The sequence below is a fragment of the Methylorubrum sp. POS3 genome, from assembly GCF_043352485.1.
Taxonomy (GTDB): Bacteria; Pseudomonadota; Alphaproteobacteria; order Rhizobiales; family Beijerinckiaceae; genus Methylobacterium; species Methylobacterium suomiense.
In genome coordinates, this window is record NZ_JAPRBT010000001.1 from 2047492 (window position 1) to 2068277 (window position 20786).

The window sequence follows — 20786 nt, forward strand, 5'->3', positions numbered from 1 at the left end:
GTCACGCTTGGGGTCCCAGAAATACCGACGCCCTCAGAAATTCGATGTCCGTGCCGGTTTGGCGATCTCCGCCACCGGCGCCCCGTTCTTCGACGGGAAGTAGGTGTAGGACAGCGTCATTTCCGAGAGCGTGCCGATGTCGGGATCCTTCCGCATCGCCGGATCGACGTAGAAGACCAGCGGGAATTCGGCCGACTCGCCCGGCTGGAGCAGGTGTTCGTCGAAGCAGAAGCACTGCACCTTGACGAAGTAGCTGCCCATCAGGTCGGGCTGGACGTTGAACACGGCGATGCCCTTGGCGGGCTCCTTGCCGACATTCGTCACCTTGAAGAACACCGTCGCGGTCTGGCCCGGGACCGCCTCGACGCTCGATTGCTCCGGCCGGAAGCGCCAGGACAGGTTCTTGGACACGTTGGTGTCGAAGCGGACCGTGACCGGGGCCAGGGCCTCGCCGGTCGCGGCCGTCGGGGCGGCGCCCACCAGCGGCGTGCCGTTGAAGCCGGTCGCCTTGCAGAACATGTCGTAGAGGGGCGCGGAGGCCAGGGCGAGGCCGCCCATGGCGAGCACCATGCCGGCGCAGGCCGCCACCGTGCGGCGTACGCCGCGGGCCGCCCGCTGCCGTCCGTCGTCCTGGCTGCCGCTCATCGCACCGGCCTCCTCAGAGCGGACGCTGAAGGACCTGCGGTCCGAGCTTGGCGATGGTCAGCACGAAGAACAGGATCACCAGGGCCCCGAGCGTCAGCGCGATGGCGAGCGAGCGCTTGCGGCGGGTCTGGGCCTCTTCGGGCGTCAGCGGACGTAGGCCGTCGGGAAGATCACTCACGGCGGGCCTCATGCCAGGACTGCGCGGTAGAGGCCGAGCCCCTGCTCGGCCAGCAGCGCCGAGAATAGCAGGAACAGGTAGAGGATCGAGAAGGCGAACAGGCCCATGGCCGCCTTGCGCTCAGGTTCGCCCTGACGCAGGCGGAACACCTGCACGGAACCCGCCAGCATGCCGAGCCCGCCCAGCACGCCGACGAGCGCGTAGAGCCAGCCGCCGAAGCCGAGGACGACCGGCGCGAGGCCGAGCGGCGCGAGCAGCAGGGTGTACCAGACGATCTGGCGGCGGGTGGAATCGGGACCGGCGACGTTCGGCATCATCGGGATGCCGGCCCGCGCGTACTCGCCGCTCTTCACCAGCGCGAGCGCCCAGAAATGCGGCGGCGTCCAGATGAAGATGATCGCGAACAGGATCAGCGACTCGATGCCGACATGGCCGGTCACCGCAGCCTGGCCGACCACCGGGGGGAGGGCCCCCGCGGCGCCGCCGATGACGATGTTCTGCGCCGTCGCCCGCTTCAGCCACATCGAGTAGATGACGGCGTAGAAGACGATGGTGAAGGCCAGGAGCCCCGCGGCGAGCCAGTTGGAGGCGAGGCCGAGGATCAGCACCGAGCCGACCGAGAGCACGATGCCGAAGGTCAGCGCCTCGTCGGGGCGGATACGCCCGTCCGGGATCGGCCGCTTGGCCGTGCGGGTCATCAGGGCGTCGATGTCGGCGTCCCACCACATGTTGAGGCAGCCGGAGGCGCCGGCCCCGACGGCGATCATCAGGAGCGAGATCGCCGCGATCACCGGGTTCACGGTGGCGTGCGACACGACCATGCCGACGAGCGCCGTGAAGATGACGAGCACCATCACCCGCGGTTTCAGCAGGGCGAAGAAGTCGCGCACCTCGCCGCCGACGGCGGGGGCGAACGACGCGGCTTTGGTGTCGACCGTGAGGCTGTTCGACAGGCTCGTCATGAAAACCGTGTTCTGAACGCTTGGAGTGGAAACGCGTGCGTGTCCGGGATGTCGGATCGCGCCGTCTGCGACCCTCACGCCATGCCCGGCCGGCGGACAATGTCATGAGGCAAGTTCGGCGCCGCCCCTTGCCGGAAGCCTCCCGCGGCGCGGAAGAATTCCGGGAAAGGGCGAGGACCGCCGGGGCGGTCCTCGCGATCCTGTCGTTTAGTGGGCCGGCTCGTCGACGATCTTGGGGAGCGTCTCGAACTGGTGGAAGGGCGGGGGCGAGGACAGCGTCCACTCGAGGGTGGTGGCACCCTCACCCCACGGATTGTCCGCGGCGCGGGCCTTGGAGCGGAACGCCAGGGCGATGCCGATCACGAAGACCACCATGCCGAGGGCGAAGACGTGACCGCCCAGGGTCGCGACCTTGTGCCAGCCGGCGAAGGCTTCCGGGTAGTCGGCGTAGCGGCGCGGCATGCCGGCGAGGCCGAGGAAGTGCATCGGGAAGAACAGGATGTTCGCACCGACGAAGGCCAGCCAGAAGTGCAGCTTGCCCGCCCATTCGGGGATGATGTGGCCGGTCATCTTCGGGAACCAGTAGTAGATACCAGCAAAGATGATGAACACGGCGCCGAGCGAGAGCACGTAGTGGAAGTGCGCGACGACGTAGTAGGTGTCGTGCAGGTACTTATCGACCGCCGAGTTGGCGAGCACGACGCCGGTCACGCCGCCGACCGTGAACAGGAAGATGAAGCCGACCGCCCAGTGCATCGCGGCGGTGAAGCGGATCGAGCCGCCCCACATGGTCGCGATCCAGGAGAAGATCTTCACGCCGGTCGGGACCGCGATCACCATGGTCGCGAAGACGAAGTAGGACTGCGTCTGGAGCGACAGGCCGACGGTGTACATGTGGTGGGCCCACACGACGAAGCCGACGACGCCGATGGCGACCATGGCGTAGGCCATGGCGAGGTAGCCGAAGACCGGCTTGCGCGAGAAGGTGGCGATGATGTGCGAGACGATGCCGAAGGCCGGCAGGATCATCACGTACACTTCGGGGTGACCGAAGAACCAGAACAGGTGCTGGTAGAGCACCGGATCGCCGCCGCCCTCGGGGGCGAAGAAGGTGGTGCCGAAGTTACGGTCCGTGAGCAGCATCGTGATCGCGCCGGCGAGAACCGGGAGCGACAGGAGCAGCAGGAAGGCGGTGACCAGCTCGGCCCAGGCGAAGAGCGGCATCTTGTGCAGCGTCATGCCGGGGGCGCGCATGTTCAGGATGGTGGTGATGAAGTTGATCGCGCCGAGGATCGAGCCCGCACCGGCGAGGTGGAGCGAGAAGATCGCGAAATCGACCGCCGGGCCCGGATGGCCGGCCGAGGAGGAGAGCGGCGGGTAGACGGTCCAGCCGGTTCCTGCGCCCTGCGCGCCGGGCGACCCCTCGACGAAGAGCGAGCAGACGAGGCAGGCGAAGCCCGACACGGTCAGCCAGAACGAGATGTTGTTCATCCGCGGGAAGGCCATGTCCGGCGCGCCGATCATCAGCGGGACGAACCAGTTGCCGAAGCCGCCGATGAGGGCGGGCATCACCATGAAGAACACCATGATGAGGCCGTGGCCGGTCACGAACACGTTGTAGGTGGCCGGATTCGAGAAGTACTGGAGCCCCGGCTCCTCCATCTCCATGCGGATGCCGAAGGAGAGGAACGCGCCGATGGTGCCCGCCATGAAGGCGAACACGAGGTAGAGGGTGCCGATATCCTTGTGGTTCGTGGAGAGGAACCAACGGGCGAAGAAGGAAGGCTTGTGGTCGTCGTGGGCGTCGTGCCCGGCATGTGCTGCGGCTGTGGCCATCTCTATGCCTTGCTCAGATGTCTGTCGCCTCTGGCGATTGAAGGGTCGGCCGGAGCGGCGGCCCCGGCCCGTCGAAGCGTCAGCGGGCGTCCGCGAGGCGCGAGCCGTCGTCGATCGCGGCGAACTTGGTCTTCGCCTCGGTCAGCCACTCGGCATAGGCCTGCTCGGAGACCACGCGCACGGTGATCGGCATGTAGGCGTGGCGGGCGCCGCACAGCTCGGAGCATTGGCCGTGGTACACGCCCTCGCGGTCGGCCCGGAACCACCACTGGTTCAGGCGGCCGGGGATCGCGTCGATCTTGCCGCCGAAAGAGGGAACCGCCCAGGAATGGATCACGTCGCCGGAGGTGACCTGCACCTTCACGACCTTGCCGACCGGCACGACCATGTCGTTGTCGGTGGCCAGGAGCTTGGGCTGCTTGTCCTCGTCGACGTTGGCGTCGAACGTGAAGCCGCCCTTATCGCCCGCGGTCGGGTACTCGTAGGACCAGTACCACGCGTGGCCGATCACCTTGACCATCACGTCGGCCTTCGGATCGGAAAGCTGAGTGCGCAGGGTGCGGAACGACGGGATCGCCACGGCGACGAGAATCAGCACCGGAATGATTGTCCAGGCGACCTCGATCATCGTATTGTGGGTGGTACGCGAGGGCGTCGGATTCGCCTTCTCGTTGAACTTGAAGATCACGTAGACGATGAGCGCCAGCACGAACAGCGAGATGCCGAACGCGAGCCAATGCAGCCCGTTCTCGAAGAGATGAAGGTCGGCGGCCTCCGCCGTCACCGCCACCTGACGGTCCATCTGCCACGGCTCGGGCTGGCCGATCCCGGCCGCGAGGGCGGAGGACGACGTGAAGAGGAGGGCGACGAGCGCGCCGGCCCCCCACGATGACCGATGTTGCGCCTGCGTCTTCCGCATGTTCCCCGCCTGGCTCCCCAAAATACCTGTTGAGTTCTTAGCCCTTGAATTCGCGCAGCGTGGTCGCAAATCCCGCGGGCGACCCGACCGTGACGTGCCAAGCCGAGTTCTTCGGCTTGACCTGGCGCTGCCGGACGGGCGATCGCGACGTAGAACCATACTGATCATAAAACCGCAACCGCAACGGCGTCGCTTCGCGTCGGTTGGACGCGGGTCAATGGTACTGGCATGACATTCGGCGGTTTATGAAGGCGTGACGATGGATCAGGGCGGAGCGGGCACGGGTGCGGCGTTTCCGCCGTCTTCCGTCAGGGTCGGCACTTTGGTGTTGGCCTACGACGCACCGGCGCCGAAAGCCGATTCGCGCGCGCTCGCCGTCGAGACGCCGGTCAACGTGGTGTACGGGACCGTTCCCTACGCCGTGATGATGCTGACGCCTGCCGACCTGACCGATTTCGCTTACGGTTTCAGCCTGACCGAGGGCGTGGTCGAGACGCCCGACGAGATCCGCGCCGTCTCGGTGGAGGAGGGGGAGGGCGGCCTGCGACTGCTCGTCGATCTGGCGCCGGGGCGCTTGCGTGAGCATCTCGCCCGAAAGCGCGCCATCAGCGGTCGGACCGGCTGCGGGGTCTGCGGCATCGACGACCTCGCGGCCCTGCCCATGGCACGGGTGCGGGAGGACGGCGCCGTGAGCGGCCCGCGGGTCGCCCTCGGCGCGATCCAGGCGGCGCTCGATGCCCTATCCGACCGGCAGGCTCTCAACCGGGAAACCCGTGCCGTTCACGCCGCAGCCTGGGCCCGGCTCGACGGCACGCTCGCCGCCGTGCGCGAGGATGTCGGCCGTCACAACGCCCTCGACAAGCTGATCGGCGCCCTGATGCAGGAGGGCGTGCGTCCGGACGAGGGCTTCCTCGTCATCACTAGCCGCTGCTCCTTCGAGATGGCGGAGAAGGCCGCCACCCTCGGCGCCTCGGTGCTGGTGGCGATCTCGGCGCCGACCTCGCTCGCCATCGAGCGGGCGCGCTGCCACGGCATGACGCTCTGCGCCATCGCCCGGTCGGACACCCTGACGGTGTTTTCCGGACGTGAACGCCTGATCCTCGCGGGCGAGGAAGGCTGACGCCGCCGAGAATCGTCCTGACTGTCAGATCCAGGACGTTTCTCTCGGCTTCTGTTCCGCATTCGCTTTTCGCGACAGCCGGTTCCGGCTCTTCGGGCCGTCGCCCTAGTTCGCGCCGGCCTCGCCGGTGCCACCGGGGACGATGGTCGCGCCGCCGATCACCCGGACGGGTTTGCGTGCGCCGTCAGCGGGCGGATCCTGCCAAGCGCGGTCCTTCGGCGCAGGCGCGGACTCGGCCGTCTTGGCCGCCGCCGGCTGACCCGTGGGCTCGGCACTCTTCGCGGGCGCCGCATCCACGGGCTTCTCGTCCGTCTTCGCCGCCGGCGTCATCTCCCGGGGCGCCGCCGCCTCGGCCGGGCGCAGGCTGGGGGCGGGGGCGAGGGGAGCCGTGCGGGCGGCCGCGGGCTTGGCCGGCGGCGCGACCTTCGCGGTCCGGCGCGGTGCGTCCGGGCGGGAGGCCGCGTCGGGGTTGAGACCGGAGGGGTTGGCGTCCGGCGCGATCTGCGGGGCGATACCGGCATTGGCCTCCTGGCGCGGAAGCACGGGGCGCGACGGTGCCGCACGCTCGGACCGGATACGGCCGTCGTCGAGGGACGGGCCGCGCGGCGCCAAGGGGGCAGGGGAGCGGGCGGCGGAGGGGGCCATGGAGGGGATGTCGGCGGGCGGCACGAGCCGCTCGGCCTCGCGGATACGACGGGGCCGGTCGTCCTCCTCGGTCCAGCCATAGCCCGGCGCCACGGGACGCGGGCGCAGGGCGGAGGGGTAATAGGCCTCGCCCAGCGCCTCGCGGCCGATCACGGCGCCGTCGCGGGCATCGACCAGGAGACGCATCCGGGCGCCCCGCGGGCCGGTGGCCTCGACCCGATAGGCACGCCCATCGAAGCGCGGGCGCCCGATCTCGGTGAAGCCGCGATCCTGCAGGCTGCCGGCCACGGCGCGCGGCGACAGCGGCGCCTCGGCGCGGTCGTCATAGACGTCCTCCGGGCCGTAACCCCAAGAGTGCCCCAAAGAGTGACCCCAAGAGTAGGGTCTGGCGAAACCTTGGGCGGCGGCTCCCTCCAGGCCGACGCCGAGGAGGAGCGCGGCGACGCCCGCGCGGCGCAGAATCCTCGCGGCACGACCGGGGACGGGACGGCTCGGAGCCATACGGACCTCGCGAGAGCGAAACGGGAAAAGACTTTGAGCCCGGGAGCCCGCTGTTGGTCGCAGGTCTCCCGGCGCCACGGGTGGTCGCGATCCCCGCATTCCCTCCGTGTCGGCGCCGTGGGTTGAAGACTCCGAATGGGGCGAGATTGCGAAGCGGAAGCAACCGCCCCGTGCGACGACCGATGGCGGGCGGTGGCGCAAGCCGGGGCAGAGGGGCGCGTCGAGCGAATTGGGGGCATGCTCCGGCGCATGATTGAAAGGCGCGCGGCTGCGGCTCCACGCCCCTTGCTGGAAACTCTAAAATCTGGCAACGTCCCCTATAGGACAGCAACACTGTCCCATTTGTCGCGCTGGCCGCCGGGCGAGCTTTGGGGATTCCTCACGTGAACGACGTGACGTCCGAACGAGCTGACAAACCGGCGACCGTCAAGGCGATCCGGGCGAGCGACGGCTGAGCGAAGCCGGACGCTGCAGCCCGCGGGTCTCGCGGGCGATTCCGGCAGGAAGACCCCGACAGGATCCGATCGGCTAAAGAAGCGCGCGGCCCGGTCACCGTTGGTGTTCGGGCACGAAACATGCTCGCATGCGAGCAGGGTCGGAGATTGGCGGACGATGAGTGGAATTCCGTCTGAACTGTCGGTGGTCGAGCAAGAAGCCTCCATGGCGGCTCCGGCTCCCTCGCGGGCTGGTCCCGCGCCGCTGATCCTGCGCGATCCCGCCCTGCCGCGGGCGCAGGGTGCCTACGATCCGGCCCATGAGCGCGACGCCTGCGGCGTCGGCTTCGTCGCCGACATGCATGACCGGCGCAGCCATGCGATCGTCGAGCAGGGCCTGAAGATCCTGGAGAATATCGACCATCGTGGGGCGGTCGGCGCCGACCCGACTATGGGCGATGGCTGCGGCATTCTCACCCAGATCCCGCACGGCTTCTTCGCCGAGGAATGCTCGCGCCTGGGCTTCGAATTGCCGCCCGCCGGCCAATACGCCATCGGCCAGTTCTTCATGCCGCAGGCGGGCGAGGCCCGCGCGATCATCGAGGAGATCGTCGAGAAGACGCTCTCGGACGAGGGTCTGCCGCTGCTCGGCTGGCGCGACGTGCCGGTCGACTCGACCGATCTCGGCAAGGCCGTGAAGGAGACGGAGCCGCATCACCGTCAGGTCTTCATCGGCTGCCCGTCGAGCGTGACCGAGCAGGACACCTTCGAACGGCGGGTCTACATCGCCCGTAAGGTGATCTCCGGGAAGGTCTACGGCCACGGCGACCAGCGACTGATGGAGTTCTATCCCGTCTCCGTGTCGAGCCGGACCATCGTCTACAAGGGCATGGTGCTCGTGCACCAGCTCGGCCACTACTACACCGACCTGAAGGACCCGCGTTACGTCTCGGCTCTGGCCCTGGTCCACCAGCGCTTCGCCACCAACACCTTCCCGACCTGGCGCCTGTCGCACCCCTACCGGATGGTCGCGCATAACGGCGAGATCAACACGCTGCGCGGCAACGTGAACTGGATGGCCGCGCGTCAGGCGAGCGTCGATTCGGAGCTGTTCGGCAACGACATCTCGAAGATCTGGCCGATCTCCTACGAGGGCCAGTCCGACACCGCCTGCTTCGACAACGCCCTCGAATTCCTCGTGGCCGGCGGCTACTCGCTGGCCCACGCGATGATGATGCTCATCCCCGAGGCCTGGGCGGGTAATCCGCTCATGAGCGAGGAGCGGCGCGCCTTCTACGAGTATCACGCCGCCCTGATGGAGCCGTGGGACGGCCCGGCCGCGGTCGCGTTCACCGACGGCCGCCAGATCGGCGCCACCCTCGACCGCAACGGCCTGCGGCCGGCCCGCTACATCGTCACCGATGACGGCCTCGTCGTGCTCGCCTCCGAGATGGGCGTGCTGCCGATCCCGGACGAGAAGATCGTCCAGTCCTGGCGTCTCCAGCCGGGCCGGATGCTGCTGATCGACCTCGAGAAGGGCCGCATCGTCTCCGACGAGGAGATCAAGGGTGAGCTGGCCGGCGCGCACCCCTACGCCGAGTGGGTGAAGAACACCCAGATCGTGCTGGAGGAACTGCATCCGATCAGCCCGCGCGCCTCGCGCACCGACGTGTCGCTGCTCGATCGCCAGCAGGCCTTCGGCTACACCCAGGAAGACCTCAAGCTGCTCATGGCCCCGATGGCCGTGACCGGCCAGGAGGCCGTCGGCTCCATGGGATCGGACACGCCGCTCTCGGCGCTCTCCGACAAGCCCAAGCTGCTCTACACCTACTTCAAGCAGAACTTCGCGCAGGTCACCAACCCGCCGATCGATCCGATCCGCGAGGAGGCCGTGATGAGCCTCGTCTCGTTCATCGGGCCGCGGCCGAACCTGCTCGACATGGAGGGTGCCTCCCGCCGCAAGCGGCTCGAGGTCCGTCAGCCGATCCTGACCAACGGCGACCTTGAGAAGATCCGCTCGATCTCGCATTTCGAGGACCGCTTCGACACCCGCACCCTCGACATCACCTACGCCGCCGAGGCCGGTGCCACGGCGATGGAGGGCGCACTCGACCGCCTGTGCGACCGGGCCGAGGTCGCCGTGCGCGGCGGCTACAACATCATCATCCTGTCGGACCGCATGGTCGGGCCGGATCGCATCCCGATCCCGGCGCTGCTGGCGACCGCGGCGGTCCACAACTACCTGATCCGCAAGGGCTTGCGCACCTCGGTCGGCCTCGTGGTCGAGTCGGGCGAGCCGCGCGAGGTGCATCACTTCGCCTGCCTCGCGGGCTACGGCGCCGAGGCCGTGAACCCGTATCTCGCCTTCGAGACGCTTCTGGCGATGAAGGACGAGTTCCCGCCGGACCTGACCGACGACGAGATCGTCTACCGCTACATCAAGTCGATCGATAAGGGTCTGCTCAAGGTCATGTCCAAGATGGGCATCTCGACCTACCAGTCCTATTGCGGCGCGCAGATCTTCGACGCGATCGGCCTCAACGCCGATTTCGTGGCGCGGGACTTCTTCGGCACCGCCACCACCATCGGCGGCATCGGCATGGCCGAAGTAGCGCGCGAGACGGCGGAGCATCACCGCGACGCCTTCGGCGACGCGCCGATCTACCGCAACGCCCTCGATGTCGGCGGCGAATACGCCTACCGCCTGCGCGGCGAGACCCATACCTGGACGCCCGACACCGTGGCGACGCTGCAGCACGCGGTGCGCCTCGGCGCGGACGAGCGCTACCGCGAATATGCCCGGCTCGTGAACGAGCAGGAGAACCACCTCAAGACCCTGCGCGGCCTGTTCCGGATTAAGACCGCCGCCGATCTCGGCCGCGAGCCGGTCGACCTCTCGGCCGTCGAGCCGGCCGCCGAGATCGTCAAGCGGTTCGCCACGGGCGCGATGTCCTACGGCTCGATCTCGAAGGAAGCGCACGAGACGCTCGCCATCGCGATGAACTCGTTCGGCGGCCGCTCGAACTCGGGCGAGGGCGGCGAGGAGCCGCGCCGGTTCGTCACCGGTCCGGACGGCCGCTCGCGCCGCTCGGCGATCAAGCAGGTGGCGTCGGGCCGCTTCGGCGTCACGACCGAGTACCTCGTCAACGGCGACATGATCCAGATCAAGGTGGCGCAGGGCGCGAAGCCCGGCGAGGGCGGCCAGCTGCCCGGCCACAAGGTCGACGCCAAGATCGCCAAGGTGCGCTACGCGACGCCGGGCGTCGGCCTGATCTCGCCGCCGCCGCATCACGACATCTACTCGATCGAGGATCTGGCCCAGCTGATCTTCGACCTGAAGAACGTGAACCCGGCGGCCGACATCTCGGTGAAGCTCGTCTCCGAGGTCGGCGTCGGCACGGTCGCGGCGGGTGTCGCCAAGGCGCGCGCCGACCACATCACGATCTCGGGCTTCGACGGCGGCACCGGTGCCGCCCCGCTCACCTCGATCAAGCATGCGGGCGGCCCCTGGGAGACCGGGCTCGCCGAGACCCAGCAGACGCTGGTGCTCAACGGCCTGCGCGGTCGCGTGGCGCTGCAGGCCGATGGCGGCATCCGCACCGGCAAGGACGTGATGATTGCGGTGCTGCTCGGCGCCGACCAGATCGGCTTCTCGACCGCGCCGCTGATCGCGGCGGGCTGCATCATGATGCGCAAGTGCCATCTCAACACCTGCCCCGTGGGTGTCGCCACCCAGGATCCGGTGCTGCGCAAGCGCTTCAAGGGGACGCCCGAGCACGTCGTCAACTACTTCTTCTTCGTGGCCGAAGAGCTGCGGGAGCTGATGGCGGCGATGGGCTTCACCAAGATCGAGGACCTGATCGGCCGCTCGGATCTCCTCGACAAGCGCGAGGCGATCGAGCATTGGAAGGCCCGCGGGCTCGACTTCTCGAAGCTGTTCCACCGTCCCGAAGTCGGGCCGGAGGTGGCGATCCGCCATGTCGAGAAGCAGAGCCACCCGATCAATACGGTGCTCGACCGCCGCCTGATCGCGGGCGCCGAGCAGGCGCTGGCCACGGGCGAGGCCGTGACCCTCACCGACGTGATCCGCAACTCGGACCGCGCGGCGGGTGCCATGCTCTCCGGGGCGGTCGCCAAGGCGCATGGCCACGATGGCCTGCCGGACGACACCATCGTGGTGAAGCTCTCCGGCACCGCCGGCCAGAGCTTCGGCGCGTGGCTCGCCGCGGGCGTGACCTTCGACCTCACCGGCCACGGCAACGACTATGTCGGCAAGGGCCTGTCCGGCGGCAAGCTGATCATCCGTCCGAGCGAGGGGCTGAAGGCGCCGCCCGCCCGCACGATCATGGCCGGCAACACCGTGCTCTACGGCGCCATCGCGGGCGAATGCTACATTCGCGGCGCGGCCGGCGAACGCTTCGCCGTGCGGAATTCCGGCGCCATCGCGGTGGTCGAGGGCATGGGCGACCATGGCTGCGAATACATGACCGGCGGCGTCGTGGTCTCCATCGGCGTCACCGGCCGCAACTTCGCGGCGGGCATGTCGGGCGGTCTCGCCTATGTCCTCGACGAGGACGGCTCGTTCCGCGACCGCTGCAATCTGTCGATGGTCGATCTGGAGCCCGTGGAGGAGGAGGACGACATCATGCGTCGCTTCCACCAGGACGGCGATCTGGAGACCAAGGGCCGGGTGGATATCCTCGCCGACATGTCGGGCCACGACGAGGAGCGGCTCAGCCAGCTCCTCACCAACCATCTCAAGTATACCGGCTCGCCGAAGGCCAAGCAGATCCTCGACGATTGGGCGGGCTTCCGCACCAAGTTCGTCAAGGTGATGCCGGTCGAGTACCGCCGGGCCCTGCGCGAGATGGAAATGGCGCGGATGCCGGTGGCGGCGGAGTAGGCAGCGTCACACGGCTGCGTTCTTTCGGACCATACGGTCGGCGGCGATGGCCGCCGACCGCTTCACAGCGATGACGGAACGACGGCAAGGCCGCGTGGTCGAGGGATCCGCGCCTGCAAAGGGTTGATCGATGGGCAAGGTCACGGGCTTTCTCGAATACGACCGGCAGGAGCAGAAGTATCAGCTCGCCGCGGACCGGGTTAGGCACTTCCGCGAGTTCACGCTGCCGCTCGACGAGCACGACCTGTCGAAGCAGGCGGCGCGCTGCATGGATTGCGGCATCCCGTTCTGCCACGGGCCGACCGGCTGCCCGGTGCACAACCAGATCCCGGACTGGAACGACCTCGTGTTCCAGTCGGACTGGGAGGAGGCCGCGCGCAACCTCCACTCCACCAACAATTTCCCCGAATTCACCGGCCGCATCTGCCCGGCGCCCTGCGAGGAAGCCTGCACGCTCAACCTCGAGAACCAGCCGGTCGCGATCAAGACGATCGAGCAGGCCATCGCGGATCGCGCCTGGAACATGGGCTGGGTCAAGCCCGAGCCGTCCGAGACCCGCACGGGCAAGCGCGTGGCGGTGATCGGCTCCGGCCCGGCCGGCATGGCCGCGGCGCAGCAGCTCGCCCGGGTTGGGCACGACGTGCATGTCTACGAGCGCGAGCCCAAGGCCGGCGGCCTGCTCCGCTACGGCATCCCCGACTTCAAGATGGAGAAGCGCCACATCGACCGGCGCGTGAAGCAGATGGAAGCCGAGGGCGTCGTCTTCCATTACAAGGCGAATATCGGCGTCAACGTGCCCCTCGAGGAGTTGACCGCCAAGTTCGACGCCGTGCTGTTCTGCGGCGGGGCCGAGGATCCGCGCAACCCGCAGCTGCCGGGCCAGGAACTGGACGGCGTGCATTACGCCATGCCCTTCCTCGTCCAATCGAACCGCCGGGTCGGTGCCGAGCCGATGCCAGGCAACGGTGAGTTGCCGATCCTCGCGGCCGGCAAGAACGTCGTCGTCATCGGCGGCGGCGACACCGCCTCCGACTGTGTCGGTACCTCGTTCCGCCAGGGCGCGCTCTCGGTGACGCAGCTCGACATCCGCCCGCGTCCGCCGGAGCGTGAGGACAAGCTGACGGTGTGGCCCTACTGGCCGACCAAGATGCGTACGTCGTCGAGCCAGGCCGAGGGCGCCGAGCGCGAGTTCCAGGCCGCGACCCTGCGGCTCGAGGGCAACCGCAAGGGCCAGCTCACCGGCGTGGTCTGCGCCCGCGTGGACGAGAAGCGCCAGCCGATCGAGGGCTCCGAGTTCGTGCTGCCCGCCGATCTCGTCTTCATGGCGATCGGCTTCGCCGGCTCGGTTCAGAAGGGTCTGGTCGCCGAATCCGGCGTGACGGTGGATCGTCGCGGGAACGTCTCGGCCAACGAGCAGGATTACCGGACCTCGAACCCGAAGATCTACGCCGCGGGCGACATGCGCCGGGGCCAGTCCCTGGTGGTCTGGGCGATCCGCGAAGGCCGACAGGCCGCCCGGTCGATCGATGAGGCGCTGATGGGTTCGTCGGTGTTGCCGCGCTGACGGCATCGTCCGGATCGATCGAGGGGCCGTCGCTGGCAAGCGGCGGCCCTTTTTTCTTGAGCAACCGGCTTGTTCGGTTCGAAGCTCGCGCTTCGTTGACCGTTATTCCTCTTCTGGCTCAGAGCGAACGGATACCGGCACCCGCTCTTCGCCGGCCACCCAAGACCTGTTCATACGTGAGGCGGATCGAACGGAGCGGGTCACGTCACCCCGGCGGCCACCGGAAATCATCCGCCCGGCCCGGCTGGGGCAGGGGGGCGGCACCGCGCTGGAGGCTGCGCTCGCGGGTCCCGGTGGCATCGCCCTCGGAGGGGCGACCGCTGAGGAGCGTGCCGCCGGGCGCGGTCTCGGCCCGGCCGAGCGGCACAACGGGGCCCGCCGCGGGCTTGACCGGGAGCGTCGGGATGCCGGGCGGCTCGGGAAGGCTCGGCAGCATCGCGGTGATCTTGCGGTCGATGGCGGCGGTGTCGTCGAGGCCGGGAGCGGGGGTGCCCTCGGCGGGGTTGTTGGTGGCGACCGGAGCGGCGGTCGGCGGCTCGGAGGGCTGGCCGCCGCGGGCGCCCATGAGGCGCTTCAGCTCCACATCGGCGAAATGCGCGACCTTGCGAGCGCCGGCGCTGGTGAAGTGGATGCCGTCCGCCGTGCGCAACCGCGCCTCCTGACCCTCGACATCGGGGCCGGTGGCGGTGAAGCGGTTGCGGTCGTCGACGAAGCCCTGCCAAATGTCGACATAGGTCTGGCCGGCCTTCTGCACCCGCTCGCGCACGAGGTCGTTGATGCTGGCGAAGTCGCGGGTCAGGCTCTCGCTGCGCACCGGCGGCAGGCCGACCCAGACTAGGGGTACCTTGGCGTCGGCGAAGACCTTGACCACCGCATCGACCCGGGTGGCGTAGAGCTCGCGCCAGCGGTCGGACAGAGCCTCGATACTCTGGTCTCCCTCGCGGATCGCCTGCCGGTCGTTCACGCCGACCATCATCAGGGCGTAGGAGAGGTTCGCGTTCGCCTTGAGGAAATCCTCGGCGCTCTTGGCCCAATCGACCACGTCCCGGCGCACGAGGCCGCTATCGCCTCTGGAGCGATCGACCACCGCCACGTCGGGACTGTCGGAAAACGCCTCGTCGACCCCCTTGCCGAGATAGCTCGCCAGCGAATCGCCGAACACGGCGACCTGCGTGGTCGGAGCCGCCTTCGGCACGGCGGGCTTGGGCTGGGCGACGGCGGGCGGCGGGCTCGGGCGACGGCGGCGCGCGGCGCGCTCCTCCTCCGACCGGCTGGTCACCGCCGGTGCGCGGGGGCGCGAGGGACGGGCATAGCCCGGCGGCGGGGCGGCGCCCGGCGCAGCCTGGCCCGGCGGCGGAGGCGGCGGGCTGCGCGGCTGATCCTCCCATGGCCAGTAGAACGAGCGCGATTCCTGCTGGGGCTGCGGGGCGGGACGGCGGGGCTGGGGGCGGGCATAGCCGTCGTCGCGGTAGCCGCCGCGGGGGCGGCGCGGGGCATAATAGGGATCCTGCTGCGGCGCGTCGTAGGTGTCGCCCCATTGGGCCGAGACCGGCGAGGGGCCGGCGAGGCAAGCGGCGCCGAGTGCGAGAAGGCCGAGGATCGCGGCGGGGCGCGGCAGCGCCGGGCGATCGGTCGGGCAACGGGCCATCCAGAAACCTCGATCGGTGACACGCGGACCGGGTGATGTCCGACCCGGTTCGAAGGAACGAGGATAACGCGAGACGGCGCATCCGTCTAAGGCCGCCGCGCGCGGGATTGTCGCCCCGCCCGGCATCCGCGATCAGCGGCCACCCTCCAGACGTTCCAGCAGAGCGGGTCGGGCATAGCCGTCGGCCGGGATGTGTTCGCGGATCTGGTAGCGCCGGACCGCTTCGCGCAGCTTCGGCCCGGCCCGCCCGTCGGCCTCGCCGTCGTAGAAACCTTCGCGGGCGAGCCCGGTCTGCAGGCGCTTCAGTCCTGCCCCGTCGAGGCGCGCGGCGTTGTTCGGCCAGGGGGCGGCCAGCGCCGGGGCGCCGGCCAGCCGATCGGCGAGATGGCCCACCGCGAGGGCGTAGGAATCGCTGGTGTTGTAGCCGCGGATCGCCTCGAAATTCTCTGTGATGAGAAAGACCGGCGCGCCCAGCCCGCCGGGCAGGAACAGGCTCGCCTCGCCCTTCGGAGGCAGCGGCTTGCCGTCGGTGCGGCGCACGCCGCGGGCGGCGAAATCCGAGAGCGGACCGCGATAGCGCGTCAGGTCGAAGTCCTTCGGCAGGCTGACCTCGTAGCCCCAGCTCACGGCGGGGTTCCAGCCGAGCGAGCGCAGGTAATGCGCGATGGAGGCCAGCGCGTCGGCCTCCGAGCGCCAGATGTCGCGCCGCCCGTCGCCGTCGAAATCGACCGCCTCGCGCAGATAGACCGAGGGCAGGAACTGCACCTGCCCCATGGCGCCGGCCCAGGAGCCGACCATGTTCCGCGGTTCCACGTCACCGTTCTCCAGGATCTGGAGAGCGGCGAGCAATTCGTCGCGGAACAGCCGGCCGCGATGACCGGCATAGGCGAGGCTCGCGAGCGAGCGCAGGACCGACAGGCTGCCCGCGCTCGCCCCGAAATCCGACTCGACGCCCCAGAAGGCGAGGATGACGGAGCGGGGCACCCCGGTCTTCGCTTCGATCGCCGCGAGGGTGCTCGAGAGCCGCGCGGCCTGCGCCTTGCCCCGCGCGATGCGGCCCGTGGAAACCGCGCCGACGAGGTAGTCCCAGACCGGACGGCTGAACTCGTTCTGGCGACGGGTGCGGGCGATCACCTCCGGATCGGGCGCGGTCACGCCGGCGAAGGCCGCGTCGAATGTCGCTTGGGAGATGCCGCGGGCCTTGGCTTCCGGGCGCAACCCGGCAAGGAATCCAGGGAAATCGCCCTCCTGCGCCCATGCGGGCGCAGTGGCGGCGAGGAGAGCCGTGAGGAGCGCGGCGAGCCGAACCCTCACCGGCGGTTCCGCTTGGTCAGGGCATCCTCCCAGGCGAACGCCTGTCCGACGATGGCGTCGAGATCGTCGTGCTTCGGCGCCCAGCCGAGCTCGCTGCGGATGCGGTCGGCGCCGGCGATGATCTGGGCCGGGTCGCCGGCACGGCGGGGCGAGAGCCGGACCTCGAAATCGCGGCCGGAGATGCGCTTGACCACCTCGATCACCTCCAACACCGAGTAGCCCCGGCCGTAGCCGCAATTCAGGGTCAGGCTGTCGCCGCCGCGGCGCAGGTGATCGAGGGCCACCATATGGGCCTCGGCGAGGTCGGAGACCTGGATGTAGTCGCGCAGGCACGAGCCGTCGCGGGTCGGGTAATCGGTGCCGAACACCTCGAGATGCGTCCGCTGGCCGAGAGCGGCCTGGGTCGCGACCTTGATGAGATGGGTGGCGTTGGGCGTCGACTGGCCGGTGCGCCCGCGCGGATCGGCACCGGCGACGTTGAAGTAGCGCAGCACCACGTAAGAGAAGCCGTGGGCCTTGGCCGCATCGGCCAGCATCCACTCGCTCATCAGCTTGGAGCGGCCGTACGGGTTGATCGGGTTCGTCGCCAGCGTCTCGGGCACCGGCACGGTTTCGGGCTCGCCGTAGACGGCGGCGGTGGAGGAGAAGATGAAGTGCTTCACGCCGGTGCGGGCCGCGGTCTCGATCAGCGCGCGCGTCTTCACCGTGTTGGCGAGATAGTACCCCAGCGGATCGGACACCGAATCCGGGACCACGATCTTGGCCGCGAAATGGGCGATGGCGTCGATCCGGTGGCGCAGGATCGTCTCGGTGACGAGCGCCTGATCCGAGACGTCGCCGACGACGAGACGCACCTCCGGCGGCAGGGCCCAATCGAAGCCGGTGGAGAGGTCGTCCAGCACGACCACCTCCTCATGGCCGGCATCGACCAGCGCCAACACCATGTGGCTGCCAATGTAACCAGCGCCGCCCGTGACCAGAACCGCCATGAATATTCCCCTTGATGATCGCCCCGAACGCGAAAGCCCCGCCCGAAATACCGTATCCGTGGCGATGCCCCAGGCTCTTGAGTCTTATTGATAATTTTCGAAAACCGGCGGCCGTCTCTCGGGCCGGAGGCTCTAGCGGATAAAGTTTCAGGTCCGATTAATCGCGAAAAGTGTCATGCTATGCGGCAAGCGGGGCTGTTGCCGGACGCGCGCGTACTATTTCATTGACAGCGCGGCCGACGATGGTCGCCCCGCCCCACACCATCCACGGGTTCCGTCAGATGAAACCGATTCGCAAGGCCGTCCTCCCCGTCGCCGGCCTCGGCACGCGCTTCCTGCCGGCCACCAAGGCGGTACCTAAGGAGATGCTCACCGTCGTCGACCGCCCGGTCGTTCAGCACGTGGTGGACGAGGCCCGCGAGGCCGGCATCGAGCATTTCATCTTCGTCACCGGCCGCGGCAAGGCGGTGATCGAGGATCATTTCGACATCGCCTTCGAACTCGATCACACCCTGCAGGAGCGCGGCAAGACCGCGGCTTACGAAGAGCTGAAGCGGGATCTCCCCAAGGCCGGACAGACCAGCTTCACCCGTCAGCAGGCTCCCCTCGGCCTCGGCCACGCCGTATGGTGCGCCCGCGAGATCGTCGGCGACGAGCCGTTCGCGGTGCTGCTTCCGGACATGCTGAGCCGCGGCTGCATGGGCCAGATGCTCAAGGCCTACGAGCAACATGGCGGCAACGTCATCGCCGTCGAGGAGGTCAAGCCCGAAGAGACCCACCAATACGGCATCGTCGCCGTGGGCGAGACCTTTGGTCAGACCTTCGAGATCACCGGCATGGTCGAGAAGCCCAAGCAGGGCACCGCGCCGTCGAACTACATCATTTCCGGCCGCTACATCCTCCAGCCCGAAATCTTCTCGATCCTGGAGCGGGGCGAGAAGGGGGCCGGCGGCGAGATCCAGCTCACCGACGCCATGATCCGGCTGGCCGAGCAGCAGAAGTTCTTCGGCATGCGCTTCGACGGGCGTACCTACGACACCGGCTCGAAGATCGGCTTCCTCACCGCCAATCTCGCCTATGGCCTGGAACGCCCGGAACTGTCCGAGGCGCTGAAGGCTGAAATCCGCGCTCTTCTCGGGTAAGGGCTCAAAACCGGCGAATTTTCTTTGAATCTCGAAAATCGAGTGAGATCAGGACGTTAAGACGAGAATCTGGGATTCCACATTCCAGATTCCACCAATTTTGAGCGGTTCCATGCGCGAGAGCGTGCGAGCTATGCACACAGCGCAGGTGAAAACGATCTCATAGCTCTTGCGTTTTGTGCGTCGCGATGCGAATTGTGCATTGCGAGATCGCGATGGCGTCGCGGTCCCGCAGCCCTTCTTGGGCGTTTCCTCCCTAGACTTCGGGCCGCCCTCCATCGGGGCGGCCTTTTTTCTTGGCGACGCCCGCGGTTGGACGCTGTGCCTCGCGCCACCTGTGGCCTGAACCCCGGCTCTGTTCCCGATCCTTCCGCCCGGCCCCGTCGGGCCGTGGTGCGTCTACTCGGCGGCGATGCGGAGGGGCGATGTGTCGATGGTCTCGGCGGCGACTTCGGCGATCACCTGGGCGAGGTGACGGCTGAGGGGCGCGAACCCCGCGGTCAGCGCCAACGACTGCTCGTTCATGTAGAGCGCCCGATTGATCTCGATCTGAAGCGCGTGCCGTCCGAGACCGGGCTCGCCGTAATGCTCGGTGATGAAGCCGCCGGCATAGGGCTTGTTGCGTACCACCCGGTACCCCAGGGCCCGCAGACGATCCTCCACGCTCTCGGTGAGACCGGGACTGCAGCTCGTCCCGAAGCGATCGCCGAGCACGAAATCCGCCTGGGCGCTCTCGTCGCGCCCGAGGCTCGACGAGGGCATCGAGTGGCAATCGATCAGGATCGCCTTGCCGAAGGTCCGCGCCGTGCGCTGGATCAGGCCGCGCAGGGTCCGATGATAGGGCTTGTAGAGGGTCTCGATCCGCGTCACCGCCTCCTCGACCGGTAGACGCTCCCGGTAGATCTCCTGCCCGTCCGCGACGATGCGCGGCACGGTGCCCAAGCCCCCCGCGACCCGCATCGACCGGGTGTTGGCGTAGGACGGCAACCGCCCGGTGAACATGCGGGGGTCGAGCTCGTAGGGCTCGCGGTTCAGGTCGAGATAGGCACGGGGAAAGCACGCTCGCATGAGCGGCGCGCCGAGCCCGACCACGGAGGCGAACAATCGGTCGACATGGGCGTCTTCCGAGCGGCGCAGCGTCAGCGCGTCGAGGCGGGAGGCGGCGAGGAAGGCCGGCGGATAATGCGCCCCGGAATGGGGCGCGTTGAACACGAAGGGAAAGACGTGCTCGGCGGGCTCGTCCACGAGGAAAGGCGGATCGAACGTCTCGCAGCCGTCGGCGGGGAGGGGGCTCATCGCGTCGCGGACGCCGATCTGTGGCGGATGGATGACATCGGACCACTTTGGGGCGGCGGAGCCGACCTGTCTACTGCGTCCCGCGCCATCGATGGGGGTCCGGCCCTGGCCGCGACCTTAACCCCGTGTTTACCATGCGACGGCTTTATGGAATGAACACCACAGGGCGCATAGGCACCGGGACGCCGTTCGATGAAGATCCTGCTCGCGGAAGACGATAACGACATGCGCCGGTTCCTGGCCAAGGCGTTGCAGAACGCCGGCTACGACGTGCTGTCGTTCGACAACGGGCTCTCTGCCTATAACCGTTTGCGCGAGGAGCCGTTCGAGCTTCTCCTGACAGATATCGTGATGCCGGAGATGGACGGGATCGAGTTGGCGCGCCGCGCCACCGAACTCGATCCGGACATCAAGGTGATGTTCATCACGGGCTTCGCCGCCGTGGCGCTGAATCCCGACTCCAAGGCTCCCAAGGACGCGAAAGTCCTTTCCAAGCCGTTCCACCTGCGCGAGCTCGTGAACGAGGTCGAGAAGCTGCTCGCCGCGGCCTGAGACGCGGCCGGATCGGCCCTTCCCACCAGCGCCCTCATCCTGAGGTGCCCGCGCCAGCGGGCCTCGAAGGAGGCTCCAGGGATCGCGCGATACGCCGGAGCCTCCTTCGAGGCTTCGCTACGCTCCGCACCTCAGGAT

Annotated in this window: 15 protein-coding genes; 5 read left to right on the forward strand and 10 right to left on the reverse strand. The window is 68.3% G+C overall.

Going from position 1 to position 20786, the window contains the following annotated elements:
• Positions 1-33: 33 nt before the first annotated feature.
• The 5 genes from OWC43_RS09745 to coxB form a co-directional block, all read right to left on the reverse strand.
• Positions 34-645, reverse strand: a complete 612-nt coding sequence (locus tag OWC43_RS09745) for a cytochrome c oxidase assembly protein (protein WP_137830521.1) — start codon at positions 643-645, stop codon at positions 34-36.
• Positions 646-658: 13 nt separating this feature from the next.
• Positions 659-823, reverse strand: a complete 165-nt coding sequence (locus OWC43_RS09750) for a hypothetical protein (RefSeq protein ID WP_171015517.1) — start codon at positions 821-823, stop codon at positions 659-661.
• A gap of 8 nt (positions 824-831) precedes the next feature.
• Positions 832-1785, reverse strand: coding sequence for a heme o synthase (locus tag OWC43_RS09755; RefSeq protein WP_393956504.1), 954 nt, complete (start codon positions 1783-1785; stop codon positions 832-834).
• 207 nt (positions 1786-1992) lie between these two features.
• The gene (gene ctaD / locus OWC43_RS09760; protein WP_137830519.1) at positions 1993-3621 is read right to left on the reverse strand and encodes a cytochrome c oxidase subunit I; all 1629 of its coding nucleotides are present in this window, start codon (positions 3619-3621) and stop codon (positions 1993-1995) included.
• Between the two features lie 79 nt (positions 3622-3700).
• Positions 3701-4540 carry a cytochrome c oxidase subunit II gene (coxB, locus tag OWC43_RS09765; RefSeq protein WP_137830518.1) on the reverse strand — a complete coding sequence of 280 codons (840 nt, stop codon included), beginning with the start codon at positions 4538-4540 and terminating at the stop codon, positions 3701-3703.
• Positions 4541-4799: 259 nt separating this feature from the next.
• Here coxB and fdhD point away from each other — a divergent pair, with 259 nt between their 5' ends.
• Entirely contained in the window at positions 4800-5660 is an 861-nt protein-coding gene (gene fdhD / locus OWC43_RS09770; RefSeq protein WP_137830517.1) for a formate dehydrogenase accessory sulfurtransferase FdhD, read from the forward strand.
• A gap of 105 nt (positions 5661-5765) precedes the next feature.
• Here fdhD and OWC43_RS09775 read toward each other — a convergent pair whose 3' ends face one another.
• A complete protein-coding gene (locus tag OWC43_RS09775; RefSeq protein WP_393956505.1) occupies positions 5766-6806 on the reverse strand; it encodes a hypothetical protein in 1041 nt (346 codons plus the stop codon).
• Positions 6807-7418: 612 nt separating this feature from the next.
• Here OWC43_RS09775 and gltB point away from each other — a divergent pair.
• Entirely contained in the window at positions 7419-12143 is a 4725-nt protein-coding gene (gene gltB, locus OWC43_RS09780; RefSeq protein ID WP_393956506.1) for a glutamate synthase large subunit, read from the forward strand.
• 130 nt (positions 12144-12273) lie between these two features.
• Positions 12274-13707 (forward strand): glutamate synthase subunit beta, encoded by a 1434-nt coding sequence (locus OWC43_RS09785; RefSeq protein WP_137831733.1) that lies wholly within the window; start codon positions 12274-12276, stop codon positions 13705-13707.
• Positions 13708-13912: 205 nt separating this feature from the next.
• Here the strand turns inward: OWC43_RS09785 and OWC43_RS09790 are convergent, their stop codons facing one another.
• From OWC43_RS09790 to galE, 3 genes are all read right to left on the reverse strand, one after another.
• Positions 13913-15355, reverse strand: coding sequence for a DUF459 domain-containing protein (locus tag OWC43_RS09790; RefSeq protein WP_393956507.1), 1443 nt, complete (start codon positions 15353-15355; stop codon positions 13913-13915).
• A gap of 132 nt (positions 15356-15487) precedes the next feature.
• Complete coding sequence (locus OWC43_RS09795) at positions 15488-16669, reverse strand: lytic murein transglycosylase (RefSeq protein WP_393956508.1); 1182 nt, start codon at positions 16667-16669, stop codon at positions 15488-15490.
• Positions 16666-17658: a UDP-glucose 4-epimerase GalE gene (galE, locus tag OWC43_RS09800; protein WP_393956509.1), complete on the reverse strand. Its 993-nt coding sequence runs from the start codon at positions 17656-17658 to the stop codon at positions 16666-16668. The genes OWC43_RS09795 and galE overlap by 4 nt, the downstream gene beginning before the upstream one ends.
• Positions 17659-17939: 281 nt before the next feature.
• On the opposite strand from galE, the gene galU reads away from it, so the two are divergent.
• The gene (galU, locus tag OWC43_RS09805; RefSeq protein WP_137830630.1) at positions 17940-18800 is read left to right on the forward strand and encodes a UTP--glucose-1-phosphate uridylyltransferase GalU; all 861 of its coding nucleotides are present in this window, start codon (positions 17940-17942) and stop codon (positions 18798-18800) included.
• A gap of 399 nt (positions 18801-19199) precedes the next feature.
• On the opposite strand, the gene OWC43_RS09810 is transcribed toward galU, so the two are convergent.
• On the reverse strand, positions 19200-20096 hold the full coding sequence (locus OWC43_RS09810; RefSeq protein ID WP_393956510.1) for an N-formylglutamate amidohydrolase: 897 nt from the start codon (positions 20094-20096) through the stop codon (positions 19200-19202).
• 192 nt (positions 20097-20288) lie between these two features.
• Here OWC43_RS09810 and cpdR point away from each other — a divergent pair, with 192 nt between their 5' ends.
• Positions 20289-20648, forward strand: coding sequence for a cell cycle two-component system response regulator CpdR (gene cpdR, locus OWC43_RS09815; RefSeq protein WP_056242220.1), 360 nt, complete (start codon positions 20289-20291; stop codon positions 20646-20648).
• Positions 20649-20786: the final 138 nt, after the last annotated feature.